Source organism: Bacillus sp. A015, from assembly GCF_053851875.1.
The window spans coordinates 1-20,828 of sequence record NZ_JBSPZB010000011.1; the positions used below are offsets into that span (position 1 = coordinate 1).

Annotated in this window: 16 protein-coding genes, 1 pseudogene and 1 riboswitch; of the genes and pseudogenes, 6 read left to right on the plus strand and 11 right to left on the minus strand. The window is 42.8% G+C overall.

Going from position 1 to position 20,828, the window contains the following annotated elements; all coding sequences use genetic code 11:
* Positions 1-129 precede the first annotated feature (129 nt).
* Positions 130-978, minus strand: a complete 849-nt coding sequence (locus ACSLGF_RS10890; protein ID WP_456005265.1) for a CvfB family protein — start codon at positions 976-978, stop codon at positions 130-132.
* Between the two features lie 237 nt (positions 979-1,215).
* Between ACSLGF_RS10890 and ACSLGF_RS10895 the strand changes: the two genes are divergently transcribed.
* From ACSLGF_RS10895 to ACSLGF_RS10915, 5 genes and pseudogenes are all read left to right on the plus strand, one after another.
* On the plus strand, positions 1,216-1,707 hold the full coding sequence (locus ACSLGF_RS10895; RefSeq protein WP_034324959.1) for a YajQ family cyclic di-GMP-binding protein: 492 nt from the start codon (positions 1,216-1,218) through the stop codon (positions 1,705-1,707).
* 81 nt (positions 1,708-1,788) lie between these two features.
* A riboswitch (SAM riboswitch) is annotated at positions 1,789-1,907 on the plus strand.
* Between the two features lie 78 nt (positions 1,908-1,985).
* Entirely contained in the window at positions 1,986-3,827 is a 1,842-nt protein-coding gene (locus ACSLGF_RS10900) for a bifunctional homocysteine S-methyltransferase/methylenetetrahydrofolate reductase (protein WP_456005268.1), read from the plus strand.
* Positions 3,811-7,238: pseudogene (metH, locus tag ACSLGF_RS10905) on the plus strand (methionine synthase). The gene ACSLGF_RS10900 and the pseudogene metH overlap by 17 nt, the downstream one beginning before the upstream one ends.
* 119 nt (positions 7,239-7,357) lie before the next feature.
* Positions 7,358-8,293 (plus strand): anti protein, encoded by a 936-nt coding sequence (locus ACSLGF_RS10910; protein WP_456005271.1) that lies wholly within the window; start codon positions 7,358-7,360, stop codon positions 8,291-8,293.
* A gap of 301 nt (positions 8,294-8,594) precedes the next feature.
* Complete coding sequence (locus ACSLGF_RS10915) at positions 8,595-9,452, plus strand: GNAT family N-acetyltransferase (protein WP_456005274.1); 858 nt, start codon at positions 8,595-8,597, stop codon at positions 9,450-9,452.
* Between the two features lie 45 nt (positions 9,453-9,497).
* Here ACSLGF_RS10915 and ACSLGF_RS10920 read toward each other — a convergent pair whose 3' ends face one another.
* Genes ACSLGF_RS10920 through ACSLGF_RS10945 form a run of 6 tightly spaced genes read right to left on the minus strand, consistent with a single transcriptional unit; the run spans position 9,498 to position 17,808 of the window.
* Positions 9,498-11,312 carry an IucA/IucC family protein gene (locus ACSLGF_RS10920; RefSeq protein WP_456005276.1) on the minus strand — a complete coding sequence of 605 codons (1,815 nt, stop codon included), beginning with the start codon at positions 11,310-11,312 and terminating at the stop codon, positions 9,498-9,500.
* 13 nt (positions 11,313-11,325) lie between these two features.
* Complete coding sequence (locus ACSLGF_RS10925) at positions 11,326-12,675, minus strand: lysine N(6)-hydroxylase/L-ornithine N(5)-oxygenase family protein (RefSeq protein ID WP_456005279.1); 1,350 nt, start codon at positions 12,673-12,675, stop codon at positions 11,326-11,328.
* Entirely contained in the window at positions 12,650-13,204 is a 555-nt protein-coding gene (locus ACSLGF_RS10930) for a GNAT family N-acetyltransferase (RefSeq protein WP_456005281.1), read from the minus strand. Before ACSLGF_RS10930 ends, ACSLGF_RS10925 begins: the two co-directional genes overlap by 26 nt.
* Positions 13,201-14,982, minus strand: a complete 1,782-nt coding sequence (locus ACSLGF_RS10935) for an IucA/IucC family protein (protein WP_456005283.1) — start codon at positions 14,980-14,982, stop codon at positions 13,201-13,203. The genes ACSLGF_RS10930 and ACSLGF_RS10935 overlap by 4 nt, the downstream gene beginning before the upstream one ends.
* Entirely contained in the window at positions 14,979-16,475 is a 1,497-nt protein-coding gene (locus tag ACSLGF_RS10940) for a pyridoxal phosphate-dependent decarboxylase family protein (RefSeq protein ID WP_456005285.1), read from the minus strand. The genes ACSLGF_RS10935 and ACSLGF_RS10940 overlap by 4 nt, the downstream gene beginning before the upstream one ends.
* Positions 16,462-17,808: an aspartate aminotransferase family protein gene (locus ACSLGF_RS10945; protein WP_249705437.1), complete on the minus strand. Its 1,347-nt coding sequence runs from the start codon at positions 17,806-17,808 to the stop codon at positions 16,462-16,464. The genes ACSLGF_RS10940 and ACSLGF_RS10945 overlap by 14 nt, the downstream gene beginning before the upstream one ends.
* 380 nt (positions 17,809-18,188) lie before the next feature.
* On the opposite strand from ACSLGF_RS10945, the gene ACSLGF_RS10950 reads away from it, so the two are divergent.
* Positions 18,189-18,725 carry a serine O-acetyltransferase gene (locus ACSLGF_RS10950; RefSeq protein ID WP_456005287.1) on the plus strand — a complete coding sequence of 179 codons (537 nt, stop codon included), beginning with the start codon at positions 18,189-18,191 and terminating at the stop codon, positions 18,723-18,725.
* Here the strand turns inward: ACSLGF_RS10950 and ACSLGF_RS10955 are convergent.
* The 4 genes from ACSLGF_RS10955 to ACSLGF_RS10970 all read right to left on the minus strand — a co-directional run bounded on the left by ACSLGF_RS10955 (position 18,720) and on the right by ACSLGF_RS10970 (position 20,795).
* On the minus strand, positions 18,720-18,980 hold the full coding sequence (locus tag ACSLGF_RS10955; protein WP_456005289.1) for a hypothetical protein: 261 nt from the start codon (positions 18,978-18,980) through the stop codon (positions 18,720-18,722). The two genes, ACSLGF_RS10950 and ACSLGF_RS10955, sit on opposite strands and share 6 nt — an antisense overlap.
* Before the next feature lie 38 nt (positions 18,981-19,018).
* On the minus strand, positions 19,019-19,276 hold the full coding sequence (locus ACSLGF_RS10960) for a hypothetical protein (RefSeq protein WP_456005458.1): 258 nt from the start codon (positions 19,274-19,276) through the stop codon (positions 19,019-19,021).
* 77 nt (positions 19,277-19,353) lie between these two features.
* The gene (locus ACSLGF_RS10965; protein ID WP_456005291.1) at positions 19,354-19,914 is read right to left on the minus strand and encodes a GNAT family N-acetyltransferase; all 561 of its coding nucleotides are present in this window, start codon (positions 19,912-19,914) and stop codon (positions 19,354-19,356) included.
* 14 nt (positions 19,915-19,928) lie between these two features.
* Complete coding sequence (locus ACSLGF_RS10970; protein ID WP_456005461.1) at positions 19,929-20,795, minus strand: AraC family transcriptional regulator; 867 nt, start codon at positions 20,793-20,795, stop codon at positions 19,929-19,931.
* Between the last annotated feature and the right edge of the window lie 33 nt (positions 20,796-20,828).

The following is a 20,828-nucleotide window of genomic DNA, read 5'->3' on the forward strand; positions in this document are numbered from 1 at the left end:
AGCGAAGCTAGGCTAGGTGTGTGGGAGGCCTTTTTCATTAAATCTCATCCATCATACTTACGTTGAAAATAAAAAAGATTGTAGAAAAACATGAGTTTCTCTACAATCTGAGTGAGCAAATGCTCACTCTCACTTTTTCTCGTATGTCCAGCCTTCTTTTTGAAAGACTAGATCATTTTTCATCAGATGACCTAATGCGCGTTTAAAGGCTGCCTTGCTCATTTGAAATCGTTCACGGATATCTTCTGGATCACTTTTATCCCAGTATGGCATGGCACCATTTCTCGTTCTCATATAGGTTAATATTTCTTCTGCATCAACAGATAACGCATCCTGTTTTCTAGGAAGCAATGAAACGTTCACGGTTCCATCTTCTTTCACGGCAATGACGCGGCCTGTAACGATCGATCCTAATCTTGGTTCTTCCTTTCGTTCTGTGCGGTGGATGAATCCTCTCACCCCTGTATCTGTTAGCATAAAGGAGCCTGTCGCAATTAAGCGGTAAATTGTCCCAGTGATTTCTTTGTTCATTAAGGTTTCTGGCGCCTCAGTGAATAATTCACTGATCACATCCTCAGTGGCTGGCTTTGCAAACATTCTGCCGTAGCTTGTGACTTTCAGCATACAGTAGAGTTTGTCTCCTTTTTTCGGCCATGCTTCCTCAAAAGGCGGGAGGTGTTCTGTTGCAACAAGTGCATCCTTTGATAGCCCGACATCGACAAATGCGCCCATGTCTTCTACAACGTCTACGACTTCTACCCAGCCGTATGTATGTGCATTGATTGTAGGCATTTTCATCGTAGCTGCTAGTCTTTCTTCATGATCTACATATAAGTAGACCTCTACTTCATCCCTGTCATCAATATCCTCTGTCATCTCACTGCGGTGCAAGAGGACAGAATCTTCACCATCTGTCAAAAAGTAGCCGTACTCCATCTCGTTCTCTATTTGCAAGGTCAATTGCTCACCTGGTCTCATGTTCTCTTCCTTCCTATCTGCCCATAAAAGAGCGTTCGTTCATCTTTTGATTCACTTTATTCTACTATACTTCTCTCAACATGAACATCTCTAGTTCTGTTAGCTAAAGTGGACAAACTTCCCTTGATTTATACCGCAAGCGGCTGAACTCTTTGATTTGTCTATTCGATAAAGTTTCTTCTTGCCCTGTTTGCATGATAAAATAGACGCAATATCTATACTTGGAGGTCATGTGTTATGGCAAAAGAAAGTTCATTTGATATTGTATCGAAGGTGGAACTGCCAGAGGTGCAAAACGCCATTCAAGCAGCGCTAAAAGAAATTAAAAATCGTTATGATTTTAAAGGAAGTAAAAGTGATATTTCACTTGAAAAAGAAGAGCTCGTTCTCATCTCAGATGATGACTTCAAGCTTGAACAGCTAAAAGATGTGCTTGTGACAAAGCTGATTAAACGAAATGTTCCAACTAAAAACATCGACTACGGAAAAACCGAACATGCCCTAGGCGGAACAGTACGCCAGCGTGCCAAGCTGATTAGCGGTATCGATAAAGACAATGCCAAAAAGATCAACGCACTCATTAAGCAATCTGGCATCAAAGTGAAGTCGCAGTTTCAAGATGACCAAGTGCGTGTAACAGGAAAAAATAAAGATGATTTACAAGAGGTCATTTCACTCATGCGCAAAGCAGATTTGCCGATTGACGTCCAATTTATAAATTTTCGATAAATTTTAAATTTTCCATTGATTATTTCCGATTTTTTCGTTACAGTTGATGGAAGTTCAATTCATTGACATGTTCATATCGCTTTCTTATCAAGAGAGGCAGAGGGACTGGCCCTGTGAAGCCTCAGCAACCGGTGTAGTAGAAATGTATTTTCTATGACCAAGGTGCTAAATCCAGCAAGCAACTGCTTGGAAGATAAGGAGAAGAATTACGATACAGCCAAAAAGTCTTCTTCTTATCAGAAGGCTTTTTTTGTTACATAGAAATAAGGAGGAATACAATGGGCCTATTACAAGACTTACAAAATCGCGTATTGATTGCTGACGGAGCAATGGGAACACTTTTATACTCTTACGGCATTGACCGGTGCTTTGAAGAACTAAATTTATCAAAAGAAGATGAAGTGAAAAGAGTGCATGAGGCGTATGTGCAGGCTGGAGCTGACATCATCCAAACGAACACGTACGGTGCGAATTATATTAAACTATCCCGCTACGGCTTAGAGGAAGAAACAAAACGCATCAATACAAAAGCGGTACAAATTGCAAAAGCTGCCGCCGGCTCAGCTTATGTACTCGGAACGATTGGCGGCATTCGAACGTTTAACAAAAATGCCTACTCTATAGACGAGATCAAACGAAGCTTTAGAGAGCAGCTGTACATCCTATTAAATGAACAGCCTGACGGATTATTGCTTGAAACGTATTATGATATGGAAGAGGCGAAGGCCGTTCTCGAAATTGCACGCAAAGAAACGACTCTCCCGATTGTCATGAACGTATCCATGCACGAGCAAGGTGTTTTGCAGGACGGTACACCGCTGAAGGACGGTTTATCTGAACTATCCTCTCTTGGCGCTGATGTCGTTGGGATCAACTGCAGGCTGGGCCCTTATCATATGATTCAGGCACTCGAAGGCGTCCCGATTTTGGAAAATTCTCATTTATCTGTCTATCCTAACAGCAGTCTCCCGTCTCTTGAAGAAGGCAGACTCGTCTATGATACAGATAATGATTATTTCCGAAAAAGTGCACTAGAGTTTAGAAATCAAGGCGCACGCATTATCGGAGGCTGCTGCGGAACGACGCCTCAGCATATTAGCGCAATGGCTGAGGCTGTTAAAGATTTAGCACCGATCACTGAAAAAGAAGTGAAAATATTAAAAGAAGAAATCATTTCGATCCAAGACCAGCGCACTGAACCTGGACTTGACGAGCTGGCTGTTAAAAAACGATCGATTATCGTAGAGCTGGACCCGCCAAAGAAGCTGAACTTCAAAAAATTCCTTGTCGCAGCAAATGAATTAAAGAGTGCAGGCATTGATGCTCTGACGTTAGCTGATAATTCTCTTGCGACTCCGCGCATTAGCAATGTGGCTTGCGGCGCATTATTGAAACAGCAGCTTGATATGCGTTCACTTGTCCATATCACGTGTCGTGATCGTAATCTGATTGGACTACAATCCCATTTGATGGGACTCGACACTCTCGGATTAACCGATATTTTAGCCATCACAGGCGACCCGTCTAAAATTGGTGATTTCCCAGGTGCAACATCTGTTTATGATTTAACCTCCTTTGATTTGATCCGTTTGATCAAACAGTTTAACGAAGGACTTTCTTTCTCAGGGAAGCCGCTTGGTAAAAAGACCAATTTTTCAGTGGCTGGCGCGTTTAATCCAAATGTGCGTCATATCGATAAAGCAGTAAAACGTCTTGAGAAAAAAATAGAATACGGCGCTGATTATTTCATCTCACAGCCTGTTTATTCAGAGGAACAGCTAGTGAAAATTCATGAGGAAAGCCGTCATTTGGATAAACCGATTTACATCGGCATTATGCCGTTAACAAGCAGCAGAAATGCAGAGTTTATTCACCATGAAATTCCGGGCATCAAATTGTCTGATTCGATTCGTGACATCATGGCCAAGGCAGGCGAGGATAAGGAAAAGCAGCGAACAGAAGGCTTAGCGATTGCCCGGTCTTTATTAGATACGGCCTGCGAATTGTTTAATGGCATTTATTTAATTACTCCTTTCCTTCGATCAGATTTAACAGCAGAACTGACAACCTACATCCATCAGAAAGAAAAGGAGCCAAACGTACATGCCAACTATCACTGAACAGCTCAAGAAACGCATCCTCGTCCTTGATGGTGCAATGGGCACAATGATTCAAAACGCCAATCTCACAGCAGAGGACTTTGGCGGAGAAGAGTATGAGGGCTGTAACGAATATTTGAACATGACAGCCCCTCACATCATCTCCACAATCCACCGGGAATATCTTGAAGCAAGTGCGGACTTAATTGAGACAAATACATTTGGCGCTACGAAACTTGTTCTCGATGAATACGGGCTTGGCCATCTCGCCTATGAACTCAATGCACGAGCTGCTCAGCTGGCAAAGAATGAAGCAGACCGTTTCTCCACACCGGAGTGGCCTCGTTTTGTTGTAGGCGCAATGGGGCCTACAACTAAAACATTATCTGTGACAGGCGGCACAACCTTTGAAGAGCTCGTCGCAAACTATGAGGAGCAGGCCCGCGCACTCATTGACGGCAAATGTGATGCCCTTCTTTTAGAAACAAGCCAAGACATGCTGAATGTAAAAGCTGGATTCAAGGGCATTCAGGAAGCCTTTAACGCGACCGGCATTCAATTACCACTCATGGTATCAGGTACGATTGAACCAATGGGCACCACCCTTGCTGGTCAAGATATTGAGGCCTTTTATATCTCTCTTGAGCATATGAAACCTATCAGCGTTGGCCTAAACTGTGCAACTGGTCCAGAATTTATGACAGACCATATCCGCACACTCTCCTCCATCGCAAAGTCAGCTGTTAGCTGCTATCCAAATGCTGGTCTCCCAGATGAAGAAGGACAATATCACGAATCCCCTGCTTCCCTTGCTAAAAAAATCGCCGCCTTTGCACAGGAAGGCTGGTTAAATATCGTCGGGGGCTGCTGCGGAACAACACCTGCACATATTCAGGCATTATCAGACGAAGTGCGCTCGCTCCAGCCGCGCAGCATGGTTCATGAATCATCACAGCATACCGTATCAGGAATTGAACCCCTTATTTATGAAGAAGCAATGCGTCCGCTTTTTGTAGGTGAGCGGACAAATGTCATTGGTTCCCGGAAATTCAAACGGCTGATTGCTGAACAAAAGTTTGAAGAGGCGTCAGAAATTGCTCGTGCTCAGGTGAAAAATGGCGCTCACGTCATTGATGTGTGTCTAGCAGATCCAGACCGTGATGAAGCAGCTGACATGGAAGGCTTTTTACAAGAAGCCATGAAAAAGATCAAAGCTCCTTTTGTCATTGATTCAACGGATAAACACGTGATTGAAAAAGCACTTACGTATTCTCAAGGGAAAGCCATCATCAATTCCATTAATTTAGAGGATGGCGAAGAGCGGTTTGAAGAGATTCTTCCGCTTGTGAACTATATGGCGGCGCACTTGTTGTTGGAACGATCGATGAAACAGGGATGGCAGTGACAGCAGAACGAAAGCTCGAGATTGCCGTACGTTCCCATGAATTGCTAACGAAGAAATATGGAATTCCTGCAAGTGACATTATTTTTGATCCTCTTGTCTTTCCAGTAGGCACTGGAGACGCGCAGTATATTGGCGCTGCTGAAGAAACGATCAAAGGCATCAAAATGATCAAGGAAACACTGCCTGAGTGTCTCGCGATTTTAGGCATTAGTAACGTGTCTTTCGGACTCCCGCCTGTTGGCAGAGAGGTCTTGAATGCCGTCTATTTGTATCACTGCGTCCAAGCAGGACTTGATTATGCAATCGTTAATACTGAAAAACTTGAACGTTTCGCTTCAATTCCAAAGGAAGAAATCAAGCTAGCTGAAACATTACTTTATGAAACAAATGATCAAACCCTTGCCGAATTCACCCAATTTTACCGCGGGAAAAAGAAAACGGAGAAAAAACCAAAGGTCTCCTTATCGCTTGATGAGAGGCTGGCACTATACGTCGTCGAAGGAACAAAAGAAGGGCTGATTGATGATCTGTCCCTTGCCTTAGACCAATTCGAATCGCCTCTTCATGTCATCAATGGACCCTTGATGCAGGGAATGGCTGAAGTTGGACGTCTTTTTAATCAAAACGAATTGATTGTGGCTGAAGTGCTTCAATCGGCAGAGGTCATGAAAGCATCTGTTTCGTATCTTGAGCAATATATGGAAAAGCAGCATGCAAGCGGCAAAGGGAAGATTCTCCTTGCGACGGTTAAAGGAGATGTCCATGATATCGGGAAAAACCTTGTCGACATCATTTTGAGCAATAATGGCTTTCAAGTGGTCGATCTCGGGATCAAAGTCACACCTCAAACATTGATCGAAGCTGTGCAAAAGGAAAAACCAGATATGATCGGATTATCCGGATTACTTGTCAAGTCAGCACAGCAAATGGTACTGACCGCTCAAGATTTACAAAAAGCGAACATCTCCGTTCCCATTTTGGTCGGCGGTGCTGCTCTTTCACGGAAATTTACGAAGATGAAAATTTCGCCTCATTATGACGGACCCGTTCTTTATGCAAAAGATGCAATGGACGGCCTGTCATTAGCCAATGAGTTAAAAGCAAACCCTCTTCAATTTCAAACAAAGCCCTCAGCGGAACAAGAGGCACTTATCAAAGAGAAAGAAGTGAAACAGCCAAAAGCCGTCATTGAATTACTGGAAAAACGCGCGGCACTCCCGCAGGCACCCATTTTCACGCCAGAAAATACAAAACGCCATTATGTGCGTGACATCGATTTGCATCATATTATGCCTTATGTGAATGAGCAAATGCTTATTGGTCATCACCTCGGCTTAAAAGGAAAGGTCAAAACATTATTAGCTGAACAGCATCCAAAAGCATTGGAGCTAAAACAGCTTGTCACAGACCTTCTTCAGGAAGGCAGAGAGAAAGGCTGGTTTGCACCGGCATTTGTTTATCAATTCTTCCCTGCCAGTTCAAACGGGAATGATCTGCATATTTATGATCCGGAAGCGCCTGATCGCATCATTGAAACGTTTCAATTTCCAAGACAGGAGAAACTTCCATACCGCTCCATTTCAGACTATGTGCGGAAAAGCGAAGAAAATGAGAAAGATTATATCGCCTTATTTGCCGTCACAGCTGGTGCGCGCATACGTGAAGTGGCGCAGCAATTTAAGCAAGAAGGTGATTATTTAAAAATGCATGCTGTCCAAGCACTGGCGCTTGAGCTTGCAGAAGGCTTAGCTGAAAGAACCCACCAAGTGATTCGTGACAAATGGGGCTTCCCTGACCCAGTCGATTTCACAATGGACAAGCGGTTCCAGGCCAAATATCAAGGGCAGCGCTATTCCTTCGGCTATCCAGCGTGTCCAAATCTTGAAGACCAAGAAAAGCTGTTCAAGCTCCTTCAGCCTGAAAAAATCGGCATCCATCTGACAGAAGGCTTCATGATGGAACCTGAAGCATCTGTTTCAGCGATCGTCGTTTCTCATCCTGAAGCTCGATATTTTAATGTTCATTAATGCAGGACCTCCGTGATTGGAGGTTCTTTTTTTGATAAAGATTGGTACAAATATCAATTTTTACTCTTATTTACCGATATTACAAATGAAAGTCATTCACTTAAAAGGAGATGTTTGTCATGTTCAAAAAGAAAATGGGGATTTTACTGCTTACCGGCCTCTTCATCGCTACACCTCTCTTTCAATCACCTGCACAAGCAAGTGAAGCCTCTACGAAACAAACAAAATATTATACGGAAGAATTAGAGCACCTGTACCCTGACAGTGATTATGCAAACAATGATACGATGGAAAAAGCTCAATTCTTACAGCATTCCCTTCATCTGAGTAAAACGTATTTATATCATGAGGGCAGTATCTCTTCTATGGATGACATCGATTTTTACCGTTTCACCAGCTCCAAATTTGATGGAGCAGATGGCCGCTTTTCTATTAAACTCGTGAATGTGAAATCTGGAAATGATTTCGACCTCTACCTTTACAATAAGAACGGGTCACTTGTGTCTTCCTCTGTGCGGACAAACAACCAAAACGAGATCATTCATATGCCGAAAATTTCCGCCAGCACTGATTACTACCTAGCCGTTAAGCCAAAACGATTATTAAATGAAGAAGATAACATGTATCGCATTGTCTTTGACAAAAGCATTGAAAAAGGAACCCTCAAACGATACGGATCACCTGCCACACTCAACAGCTTCAATGAAGCCGGTTCTCCAAATTCTTCTTTTGATTTAAGCAGCTTGCCTCAGGATGCCGTCGTGACTGGCGTTTCATTAGAGGCTGAAAAAGGCAGTACAAACGCACACAATTATGTATTCACCGTTTCTTCCTTAAAAGGCGGGTCAGTGAACGTACCTTGGAACGGACAAAAAGTGGACATCTCTTCTTATAAAACAAGTCAGGTTCCGGCAAAAGATCGCTTTTTTGTGTCTTTCAATGCGACAGAGGTCCCTCAGTTGATCGGTGGACGATTAATCAAAGTAGGCGTTGTCTCAATTAAAAACTTGCAGCTCACCTTTGAATATGAATACAACCGTGACCTGAATTATTAATCCTGACAAAAAGGAAAAGGATCTCCCTTTTCCTTTCAAATTGTTGACAAAGGGCTAAAATGATCTTTATTTTAGCCCTTTGTCTTCTTTTCAGCGTGATAGAAAACCTTTGCAGTCTAGGAAGGACGAGTACCGGAGCGGAGCGAATTTGACATTCGTGAGCACCGGAACGCAGGACTGACACCGAATGCGAGGGTTTGTCTACACGCTGAAAGGAAAAGGATCTCCCTTTTCCTTTTTCTTATGACTTCTTATGGTACGATACAGATAGATCAATTCAGCTAAGAAGGAGTTGCGTGTATTGGCAAACGTTATTCAACGATCATTAACACTTGATGACATACCAGATCTCATCGCATTGTCAAAAGAGGTAGACTGGCCTGATTACAATGCAGAAGAACTCACATCTCTTTTAACAAATGGACATTTTACAGGTTTTACAACAACTGACGGACAAGTGATCTCATGTGCTGGACTTTTCCAATATGACAGGGTAGCGTCAATTGGGGCTGTCATTGTATCGGAGACACATCGCGGCTTAGGCCTTGCACGTAAAATGATTGACACCTTGCTTCGTCAAAGTGATCAGAGCGTTCCTGTCGTTTTAACGGCTACTGCACAGGGGCAGCCGGTTTACGAAAAGATCGGGTTTCACACGGCCGGTTACATTCATACATACAAAGCACAGAAAACAAACCCTTCGGCACTTCGCGTGTCAGGTAAGATCGACCTTTCTCCTGCTGGTGAAACGCACCTTTCGTCCATTGAAGCACTTGACGGGAAAGGTGCAGGCACCAATCGAGCAAGCTTTTTAAAAAAACGAATGGAACGAGCAGCGTTCCGGCTGATCGCAAAGGATGAACATCACGAAATAACCGGCTTTGCCTTTGGCGTCGAAACGCCAGCCAATCTGATGATTGGCCCGCTTGCAGCAAACGATGAACAAACGGCGCTTTCACTCATCCAATCGCTCATCTCGTCTTATTCTGGTGCCATTCGTTTAGATATGCAGGAGGAAACAGCTGAGCGCCTGCATACATCACTTATAGAAGCGGGGTTTACGAAAACAAACAAAGCGCATTTTATGATGATTCGTGGAAAAGAAAAGCAGAACGATCCGGCGCTTCTTTATTTCCTTGCGTCTCAAGCATTTTCTTAAAAAACCAAAAAGCTGTAGACAAAGGATGTCTACAGCTTTTCTTTTTTACTTCTCGCCAACGGATGAAAGAACATGAGCGAGTGCATTTGTGACCTTCCCATGCTCTGACGCATGCGGCCGGTCGTCTCCATCTCCATAGCCATAATCAATCATTCGATTACGGTTTAAGCAAAGCTTTGTCAGCTGAGGCTGGAATAGATCAAATAATTCAAAACGGTCCTTTAGCTGCGGGAATTGCTCTTGATAATGCTGAATTTCTTCTGCAAGCAAGCGCCAAAGAGTGGTTTCATCTAACAACTGATGATTGTCTAACACGTTTGATACGTAACGCAGGTTACAAATAAACAATCCTGTAAAGATAAATTGTACTAGACCTTCCGGCGGCTCACTGCGCAGCACTTCTTTTAACTCTTCTTCTAATGAAGCTAATTCAGGCAGCGGCTGATCACTAATGTTCACATCATCAACGAAATCTTTGATCGCCAAACGATGCGGCTGATGATCTTTTAACACAAGAATCGTATTTTGCCCGTGCGGTGAAAAGACTGTACCGTATTGATACATAAAGTGCAGCAGCGGCGGCATCACGACATGGAAAAATTTCGCCATCCATTCTTTTGCTGAGAGACCCGATTTTTCAATGAGCTGTTTAATATACGGCTCTCCTTCATGATCCTCATAAGTGAGTGCCGCAAGTGTAACAGGGCTCTCCTCTTCATCTAAGTACGTATAAATGCTTTCTCTAAAAATCACACCGAGCATTTCAAGATATTGATACGGCGCACCAGGCAATTTGCTGTAGTATGGATGATCGACATTGATACTTGCATTCTCACCTGGTAAAATCACGCGGCATACGTCAGATAAAAATGAGTCTTGATCAGCAATCCCTTTAATATGCGCTGTAATACGAGGGGCGATGACTGTACGTTCTGACGGGAGTCCTCGGTACACAAGTGTATTTAAAATACTCATTGGCAGTTTAATATGATGCTTACCTTTATTTGAAATGTTCGTAAAGGTTCTGATCGACTGCTGCGGAATATATTGATCAAGCCCCTCTCCTACATACACAATGCGGCGCATGGCCAAATCTTCTGGGAAATGCTGAATAATCATATGAGTCCACTGCCACTTATGAACAGGCATCATATAATAATCAGCCGCATTCAGCCCTTCATCCTTTAACACGCGGTGAAACTGGCGAATGGTCACTTCATCTAATTCTTTTGCGATCACTTGTTCATAGTTTTCATGTTCAACCGCATGGAATGTCGCAAGTTCTTTGTGAACAGCAATCCAAGACAGCTGCACACTTTCTTGCCTTTCAGGTGCATAGGCTAAGTAATCATCGTAACTGAATCCAATGCGCCCTTTGTTATACACAATCCAAGGATGTCCTGTCATTTCTCCTTCGATCCAGGCGTAATCTGTATCTGTCAGTTCATCCGCACGAAGTGCTTTTTTCGACAGCAAATGAACATCTGCTAACAGGGTATGATGAAGCTCTTTAATCAGATGGCCTGTTGTGTCAGAAGACATTGGAATGATCGGCTGGATGTCTAGTAAAAACACAATGGCACTGACATCCTTTGTCCACTTCCCGTCTTGACAGCACTCGATCGATTCAGCGATCGTATCATAACTATTAAACAAACGAGGTTTTGCGAGATAGCGATATTTCTTATGTTCATGAATGATTAATTCATATTGAGCGATGCCATCCTTACGATCTAGCTGAACGGGATGAAGCATGTCCTCATACATGTATTCAGACAGCATTTTTGCCACCATTCGCTGGTTTGCCTTTTTCCAAGCAGCAGGATTCACCGCTTTTTTCAATTCATCTTGTACACTCATCGCTTCATCCTCCTTAACCTTTGATTTCTTCAAATGTGTTTGCGTTCTTGTGTGTACCAAATGTCTGGAAGACGTGCTTTTGATATAGTGGATACACGGTTTGACGGGCAAGTTCATTGATAATCACACTGTTTCTGTAAGCCCCAAGTCCTAAATCTGGTGCGCCGACCCCATGTGTATGAAGCTCTGCATTTTGCACAAAAATATCATTTTCACCCATTGTGTTTGTTTTCAGGCGATATTCACGTTCAACTTGGAATCGTCCTTGATCATCCCACTCAATGTGGTGGGCAATCGGATCAATGAACGGCGGCAATACCGATTGGTAGCCAGTCGCCAAGACGACAACATCCGTCTCATGTGTAAAGGATTCCTCTTTTACCCATTGAGAGCAGGAAAGCGACAAGCCATCCGCTGTTTCCTCAATCAAGTTGACCTCGGTCATCGCTTGCAGCACCGTGTTCAACTGTTCTCCGCAGGCAGAACGTTCATAAAGCAAGTGATAAATATCACGGATCATCGCAGAGCTGATGCCTTTATACAGCAAGTCTTGCTGCTTTAATAACGCATCTTTTTTTGTTTGTGGAAGCTCATAAAAGAAATCAATATAGTCTGGAGAGAAATACTCAAGGCCAAGGTTTGAATATTCCATTGGGAAAAACCCTTTAGACCGAGTAAACCAGTGAATATCCTCCGCCTCATCATCTGATAAAATGTCATAAAACACTTCTGCCGCACTTTGACCAGAGCCGATGACCGTCACAGACTTTCCTTTAAAACAGCCTTCTTTCTTGCGTTTTAAATAGTCAGCAGAATGAAACACCTTATCTCCTAAAGCTGGCTGGAGCGATACTGGTATCGCCGGCTGCGTGCCAATTCCTAAGACGAGATGCTTACTTTCAAACACCTCTACGGTTTGGTCTTTCACATGACGGACATGCACTTCATATCGCTTTTCTCCTGCCTTCTCGATCAATGAGACAGATTCAACATTCATACCAAACCGGCAAGAGTCTAATTGGTCAGCGACCCAGCGGCAATAATGACTGTATTCCTTGCGCGGGATATGGAAGTCTTCCAGGAAGTAAAATGAATACAAACGGTTTTGCTCCTGCAAATAGTTGAGAAAGCTATATTTACTTTTCACATCTGCCATGCTGACAAGGTCCGCTAAAAATGGGACTTGAAGTGTCGTCCCTTCAATAAGCATACCTGGATGCCAGTGAAAGGCTTCACTTCTTTCAAAAAACAAAGCGTCAATTTCATTTACTTCTTCAGATAGTGCGGCAAGCCCTAGATTAAATGGGCCAATGCCAATCCCAATTACATCCACTACATTATTTTGCTTGTTGAACCACGTCATGGTTATACTTCCTTTCAAATCGATCTCGATCACAAAACATCAAAAGCCCTGTTTTATCAGGTAAAGTAACTGGTTTTACACGTTCAAAGCCGCATTTTTCAAATACATGAATCATTTTTTCATTGCGAATATCCGGTTCAGCAACGATTTTTTCTGTTCTTTTGTTCTGCTCAAATTGAAATGCTGTCATCGCCTGAAGCAGCGGCGCAGCAAATCCTTTTCCGACATAATCTGGCTCCCCTATTAACAGATGAATTCCTTGATCATGCGGAGAAGGCTGATAGTAGGATTCAATCACATCACCTTTGACGTTGTATGCCTCAAAATAACTCATTGGCGTCCCGTCAATGGTTCCTAAATAAAGAGTCTGATGCGGATCATGAATCGCCTGATAAAAATGCTTTTCAAAAGCAGGAAACGGAATATTCAAATGCCAAAATGGGTGAACGTACTCTTCTTGCATCCACTTATGGACAAGCTGGACGTCCCTTTCATATTCAGCGCGAATGAACTTAATACGATGCCTCATCCAATCAGCGCCTCCTTATGTAAAAAGAGAGGATTCAATACAGATGTGTATCGAGACTGTGTTTCCAGAGACCCCGTCAGCTCATCCATATCTTCAAACCTTGTCAGCAAATTCGCTTTTGAAGGCAGTTCCTTTGAGCGGAGAAGGCTGTTTGTCAGGTCAGATGTGCCATATTTCTCTTCATGAGCGAGCAATGTGTCTCTAACAAGTGCCAGCAAATTTTCTTCCTTTGCCAGCCCCTCTGTGCCAAAGCCGTTAATGAGACCAAATAAATGATTAAAGAAGAAATAATAACGCAGTCTCTCAACGGCAACATCATCAGCACAAATGGTTTCACTTCTGACGCTCAAGTTTTGGACAAGATTTGCGAGTTTATCCTTTTTCGATTCACTATAATAGTAGCCTTGGTTGTCACGGTAATAGAATGTGTCTGGATAACCATTCTTCAGCTGCACCACAGCATTTTGCTGATGGGCTTCCAGCGCAAGACCATACGTTTCAAACAGCCAGAGCATCGGCTCTAACGAAATGGTTAAATATTGTCTAAACCAATCTTGGCTGACATCCTCCGTTGATCTGCCTTCTGCGTCTGCAAGTTCATGAATGATCCCTGCTAATCTCGATTTTCCTCCATACGCATGATCCTGACATAACCCAGCAATTAAGCTTGCCCCTTTTTCATGATGCAAAAATGGATTTTGACGAATGACCACTTCAAAGCCAGATTCAGCCTCATCTCCTTGAATGGATAGATACGCTGGATCTTCAATCACCCGGAATCCAGAGAATTTGTCATATAAAGAAACACCCAATTCAGTTTTTAAAATGCGAGACATCTCAACTCCGCGGTCAAGTTCCTTTTGTTTGTTCACACGTAAGGAGTTCGTAATTTTCACAGGAACAGAGAATTTGAGCATGTAAGCAGAGTCCTTTTGATAAACGGTTCTAAAGGAAGAGGTCGCTGTGTATTCAGACCCTAGCGGCCCTAAATAAGTCAGTTTCCCTCCTTCCACATAACGCTTTACGAACGCTTTCTCCATGACCACTTTGACTTGTAGCGGGTGGATCGGAATGAGGACATATTCTCCGTCTTCTGTTAGTGTATGCAGTCTCTCTTTTTCTTCTGGCATCTGGCGCGAGAGTTCCTCTAGCATGAGGTTTGCGGCAGACTGTGAAATAGAAGAATCCTGAAGCACGATAGAATGGTGCGCTTTAAAGTAATGAAGCTGGAAAGACCCTTTCAGCTCAGGAGAATAAACCGCTTCCTCCTCTTCTGTCATTCCCTGTCTGCTCTTTGGTGTAGGATGCGTTAAATGTCCAAGGAGAAGTGACTGCTCCGCCTCAATATACTCAAAATCAGCTTGAGAAAGAGCCATTCGATCACTGACTCTTTCTTTTAAAAATCGTTCAATATTCCGGCAGCTTAAAATGATGCGAAGCATGAACTCATCCTCTGCATCTGTGCGGTCATATTCAATGAGAAGCTCCTTGGAACATAAAGCAACAAGTGTTGTGTAATCGACAATCGTGCCTTCTTGTTCACTGCCTTGCGGGCGAAAGCGAATCGGAAAATCAAATAGATGACGGCCTACAGATGAAAAATATCGGATCGGAATCACAAGCTCAAGATCTTGCTTTGCTAATTTTGCCACGAATACAAGTGAGCCATCTGCTTTGATCTCTTTTTTTGCAGATCGATCGATTCCTGTTTCACGTAAAAAACAGTTTAAAAAGCTTTGCATGGTTGCATTTTCAGCCATTTGTTTATATTGACTCAACGTAGTACCCTCCCGGATTGAATATGAGCGATCCCGATATCAACGATGTCAGAAAGGATTTCCTCAATATGTGTGATTGTCGTTCTCGGATTTAACAAAGTGAATTTCAAGCATGTTTGACCATCAACCACTGTTTTTGCAACGACAGCAGTACCTGTTTGGAATAATGTCCGGTGAATGATCTTATTGATGTCATCCTCTCGATGATCATCTATAAATCGAAACACAACCGCATTGATCTCTGGCTCAGGATTGATCACTTCAAGGTGAGCATTTTTTTCAATGAGCGCAGCCACATCCTTCGCAAAATGGATCGTATGGTCTATGATGTCGCCAAACCCTTCTTCTCCAATAAGACGAAGTGAGAGAAGTAATTTCAGTGCGTCAAACCGGCGCGTTGTTTGGACAGATTTATTCACGAGATGTAGAATTCCTTCCAGCTCATCTTCCTTTGGATTGAGATAATCTGCATGATAATCAATCAAACCAAAATGCCTTTTATCCTTTAGCAAAAATGCCCCGCAGGAGATCGGCTGATAAAATTGTTTATGAAAGTCGATCGTGATCGAATCAGCAAGCTCAATACCGTCTAATTTACTTCGGTAGGTTTCGCTTAACACAAGTGCTCCGCCATATGCAGCATCTGCATGAATCCACAGGCCGTATGGCTTGACGATGTCATACACATCTCGAACCGGATCAATACTGCCAAAATCAGTTGTCCCGCAAGTCGCCACTACCGCAAATGGCAGCAGATCATGCTCCTTTAACTCAACCAGCTTCTGCTTCAAATCATTGAGGTCCATTCGGTGATGCTCATCGGTCTCTACCAGTACGACTGCCTGTTCCCCTAAACCTAGCTGGGATGCTGATTTTTTCACAGTGAAATGAGCATTCTTAGAGCAGAGAATCCGCATACGGTGAGCTTCGCTCGGTAAACCTTTCTGCTGAACATTCCATTGCCATGTGTTTTCGCAAAATGCATCTCTCGCAAGCAGCAGTCCCATATAGTTAGATTGGGTTCCGCCGCTCGTAAATGTCCCATCTGCTAGATCTCCATAAGAAAACTTCGCACACAGCCACTTTAGGATTTCCTCCTCCACCAAAGAAGCAATGCCGCTTTGGTCGAAGGAATCCATTGATTGGTTAAAGGAACTTACCATCACCTCTGCTGCAAGTGCAGGAATGAGGGGAGGGCAATGAAGATGTGCCAAGCATTTAGGATGTGACACATCAACCAAATGCGGCAAAAGGTGTTCTTTTATATCTCGAAAGACAGAATCAATTGATTCACCAGACGGTTGAAATTGAAATAACGATTCGACACTAGCCGCTAATTTCCCAGGCAATATTCCGCTGTAGGGTCCTTTGTCTTTTTGCCACTGGGCCAGTAAGCTGTCGATGGATGTATGGAGAGCCACTTGGAAGGACTCTCTCCCAAGCTGGCTTTGATTAATAAATAATGAATCAACAGAAGACTTAGTTGATTGCATCGTAAACTGCCTCTTTAAAAATAGCGATGACTTTTTCAAGCTGTTCTTCTGTCATGATCAATGGTGGTAAGAATCGAATCACACTTCCGAAACGGCCTCCTGTCTCCACAATTAAGCCTTTATCGAAGCAATTCTTTTGAATGAGACTGGCTAGCTCTGGATTCGCTGGATAGCTTCCGTCCACATCTTGTTTCTCATTTGGATTGACTACTTCAACGCCAATCATTAAACCTCTTCCACGCACATCACCGAGTGCAGGTACTTGTTTTTGGATGTCTTTTAGATGAGCCTGCATACGATCACCTAATTGGTCTACATGATCAAGCAGATTGGATTCTTTTATAAATTTAAGCGTAGCGGTTCCAGCAGCCATCGCCATTTGATTTCCTCTAAATGTGCCAATATGTGCTCCTGGATTCCATTGATCCAAGTCTTTATCATAAATCACAACTGAAAGCGGCAGACTTCCACCAATTGCTTTTGATAATACAATGACATCTGGCACTATTCCTGCATGTTCAAAGGCAAACATCTTCCCTGTTCTGCCAATGCCTGATTGAACCTCATCGATAATGAGCGGAATTCCTTTTTCTTTTGTGATTCGTCTCATTTCTTTCATCCATTCAATGGATGCTGGTATTGAGCCGCCCTCGCCTTGCACGGCTTCAAAGATCATACCTGCAGGCGGAAGGATGCCGCTTTCAGGGTCATTTAATACACGCTCAATATAAGAGCTGGAAATGCGGTGCGAATCTTTACCACCAATCCCAAATGGGCAGCGGTATTCATATGGATAAGGCAGGAAATGAACATCTGGCATTAAACCTTGCACTCTTTCCTTTGGAGATAAGTTTCCGCTTAATGACATCGTGCCATGTGTCGCACCATGATAAGCCCCGTGGAAGGAGAGAATCGAACGATTTCCTGTCGCTGTCTTGACTAATTTAATGGCTGCTTCTATCGCATCACCACCAGTAGGTCCACAAAATTGAATTTTCGCTCTTTTTGCAAACTCCTCTGGCAAGTGAGAAAAAATCTCATTCACAAATTCTTCTTTAATTTCTGAGGTTATGTCCAACGTATGCAAGGGTCTTTTTTCATGAAGCATACGTTCAATAGCTTCTATAACAACAGGATGATTGTGACCAAGTGCAAGTGTTCCTGCGCCTGCTAGACAGTCATAAAACTCTCTGCCATCCGCATCTGTCACGATCATACCTTCGGCTTTTTGCATGGCTAATGGGAACCGTCTCGGGTAAGACCTTGCATTAGATTCTCTTTGATTTTGCTGCTCTAAAAACTGCTGATTTTTAGAAACGGTTTTGATGGACATAATAAAACACTCCTCCAATTGATAAAGATTATCATTTTCATTTACTAGACTAGAGGATATGCGATATGAAAGTCAATTGTATTCAAAAAGATGATTCGAAAATCATATGAATGCAATATTTTCTTTTTTACGAGTATTTTCGTGTATCTTTTACAAACATCTACTGCCGTAAGGAGATGAACGCTTGATTGTGAACATGTTGAAAAAAATGACAAATCATTCTTACTGGTTCTTTTATCCTACTCGTCACTGAGTGCTTATTTTATACAGAAAGCCGGATGAAATGAATGTAGAAAAAAAGAAATAACACAATTTTTATTGATATAAATGGTTATAATGGTATAATTCACCTGAAATGAAAGGGAATCGAGGGAGATCTGATGATTGTAACGAAGCATGATCTTCACCACTACTTGGCACAGGATAAGAAAGCATTAGCCATCACGCGCAGAAGACCAAAGTGGTTTGGGGATGATATATGGAAATATCAAAGGTATTTACGAAAATATGAATACTATACAAATAGCGGTGCCACATTACGCAAATGGTTTTACCGCTATTTACATAAAAAGAAAGGCATGCAGCTTGGCTTTGATATCCCGATTGGCGTCTTTGGCCCTGGGCTCAGAATCAATCATACTGGTCTCTTGATTGTGAACAGGCATGCAAAAATTGGGGCATTTTGTGATATTCATCAAGGGGTGAATATCGGTCAAAACCATCATGAAAAAGATGTACCAACCATCGGAGATCATGTATGGATTGGCCCTGGTGCTAAGCTGTTTGGAAACATCTATATTGCGAATCATATTTCAATCGGAGCAAATGCAGTGGTGAATCGTTCCTTTCATGAAGAGCAGATTGTCATTGCAGGTGTGCCTGCTCAAAAGGTAAAAGAAAAAAGCCCTTCTTCATGAAGGACCCACCTGATAAAAAAGAATCATACCGATCAAAACAGAGATCAGCAGCATGAGATAAAACAAGATGGTTAAAATGAGAATCGTCCAGCCGAGTCCCTTCCTTTCTGTCTTGATCAAGTAAATACCAAGAACGATTGTACTAAATAGCACGCCTAAAATGGCCCACAGCCATTTGTCTTTGCCATGCTTTGGAGCATCAAACCATAAATAAATGGCCACAGCAAGTGATACGAATAAACCCGTAATTCTCAAGATCAAACTCCCCCCTTATGTACACGCGTGCTCTCTATTTATGCATTTGAGTATCCAATGATCAGCAATAAGAAGTAAAAGACATAGACTAGAATGAAAATAGAATAGATGATAATGGACACGATCAGAACCGTCCAGCCCAATCCTTTTCTTCCTGTTTTGATGAGGTATATTCCAAGTGTAAAGAGCCCGAATAAAAGACCTAAAATCGCCCAAAGCCATTTATTCTTCCCATGTTTAGGCGCATCTACAAATAGATAAATGGCCGCTATAATCGACACAAACCAGCCGGTCATCCAGCGCAACTCATTCGCCGCCCTTCTTCTTCAGTTTATTCAATCATACGATACTTTTGTCCTAAAAATAAAAATAATTATTCAGAGGTATGGCGCGGGAGGCTTTGCCATTCCTCTCTCAGCATCCCATAGCGCATAGAATCATAATACTCTCCTTGGTAGTAACGGACCTTTCGCAGTCTCCCCTCAAGGGTAAACCCGCATTTCTCCGCGCACCGCATCATTCGTTCATTCCCAGACCAGGTGGTGAGACCGATTCGCGGGATATCAATGTGTGAAAATAGCTCATCTATCCATAGACTTAACGCCTTTGTTCCAACTCCTCCATTCCAAAAGCGTGAGTCATAAATAAGAATCCCGCATTCAAGCCAGCGTGTTCGTTCATTCTCCCAATAATAAGAAACGGTGCCTTTCATTTCGCCACCTATGACAATACCAAATAGCTTTGGCGGAATGGCGTCATCCTGTACGTATCGTTTCTTAAATGCAGCAAGCGGGATCTCGTGTTCATAAAAATAAGGTGCATTCCACTTTCGATAAGACTGGTCTGGTGCTTTAAATTTTAAATGCCACACCACCTCTAAATCAGTTTCGTCTAATGGCCGTATGCTCACAAGCTCCTCTTTTTTCCCTTTCATCATTTCACGTTCCTTTACTTTGTCGTTCTTCTTGCTAGATGACGGTATTGGATAGGCGGCATGCCTTCATTTTGCCGAAACAGCTTAGAAAAATAAGTAGGGTCGTCAATACCTACACGTTCTGCAATGGCCGTTATTTTTTCATTCGTTGAGGCAAGCATGCTTTTGGCTTTTTCGATTTTGAGACGATTGATGTACTGGTTAGGAGTCAGTCCATACACCGTCTGCATACATCTTGTGATGTAATCAGGATGATAATGAAGCTTCTCTGCCAGCTGCTCCATTTGTAATTTTTTCATAAAATGGCGCTCGAGATAGTGAACCACTTCTGATGCGACGGCCTCCTTTGCACTTGGAATATGAAATGCTTCTTTTTGTAAATGAATGAGCAGCTCCTCAAATTGAAGCTGTTTTTTTAACGGAAGTTCAGACGCGTCATCATTCAATGCCCTCATAGCTGAAAGGTGCTTCTCTAACACGCTTCTTCCTTTCACTTTTCCTTGACGGGGCAGGCTGAACTCATATTTTGCGGGTTTTTCAAAGGTGGCTTGATTTTGTTTCATATCAAACCAGTGTTCTCTCGGCCGGTTCGTAAACTCAAATGGATCAATTGAGAAATGCAGCCACTCATAATGGGTTTCTTCTTCGCATGGCAGATGTCCACCGTGGGACAGGCCGGGTGATAGAATGATATATTCTCCTTCTTTTACGTGATGAGCCGCCTCATCCTCTGTTATCCATAGTTTACCTTTTGTGACATAGAGAAGATCAAATACAGTGAAGATTCTAGAGATATGTCTTTCTCCTTGATGAAATACGCCTTTGCCTGAAGCAATATAAACCGGAAACGGCGGTACAGTAAATGTAATAAATAGATCCATATTCATCCCCTTATGAAGTCGGATTTCTCCAAT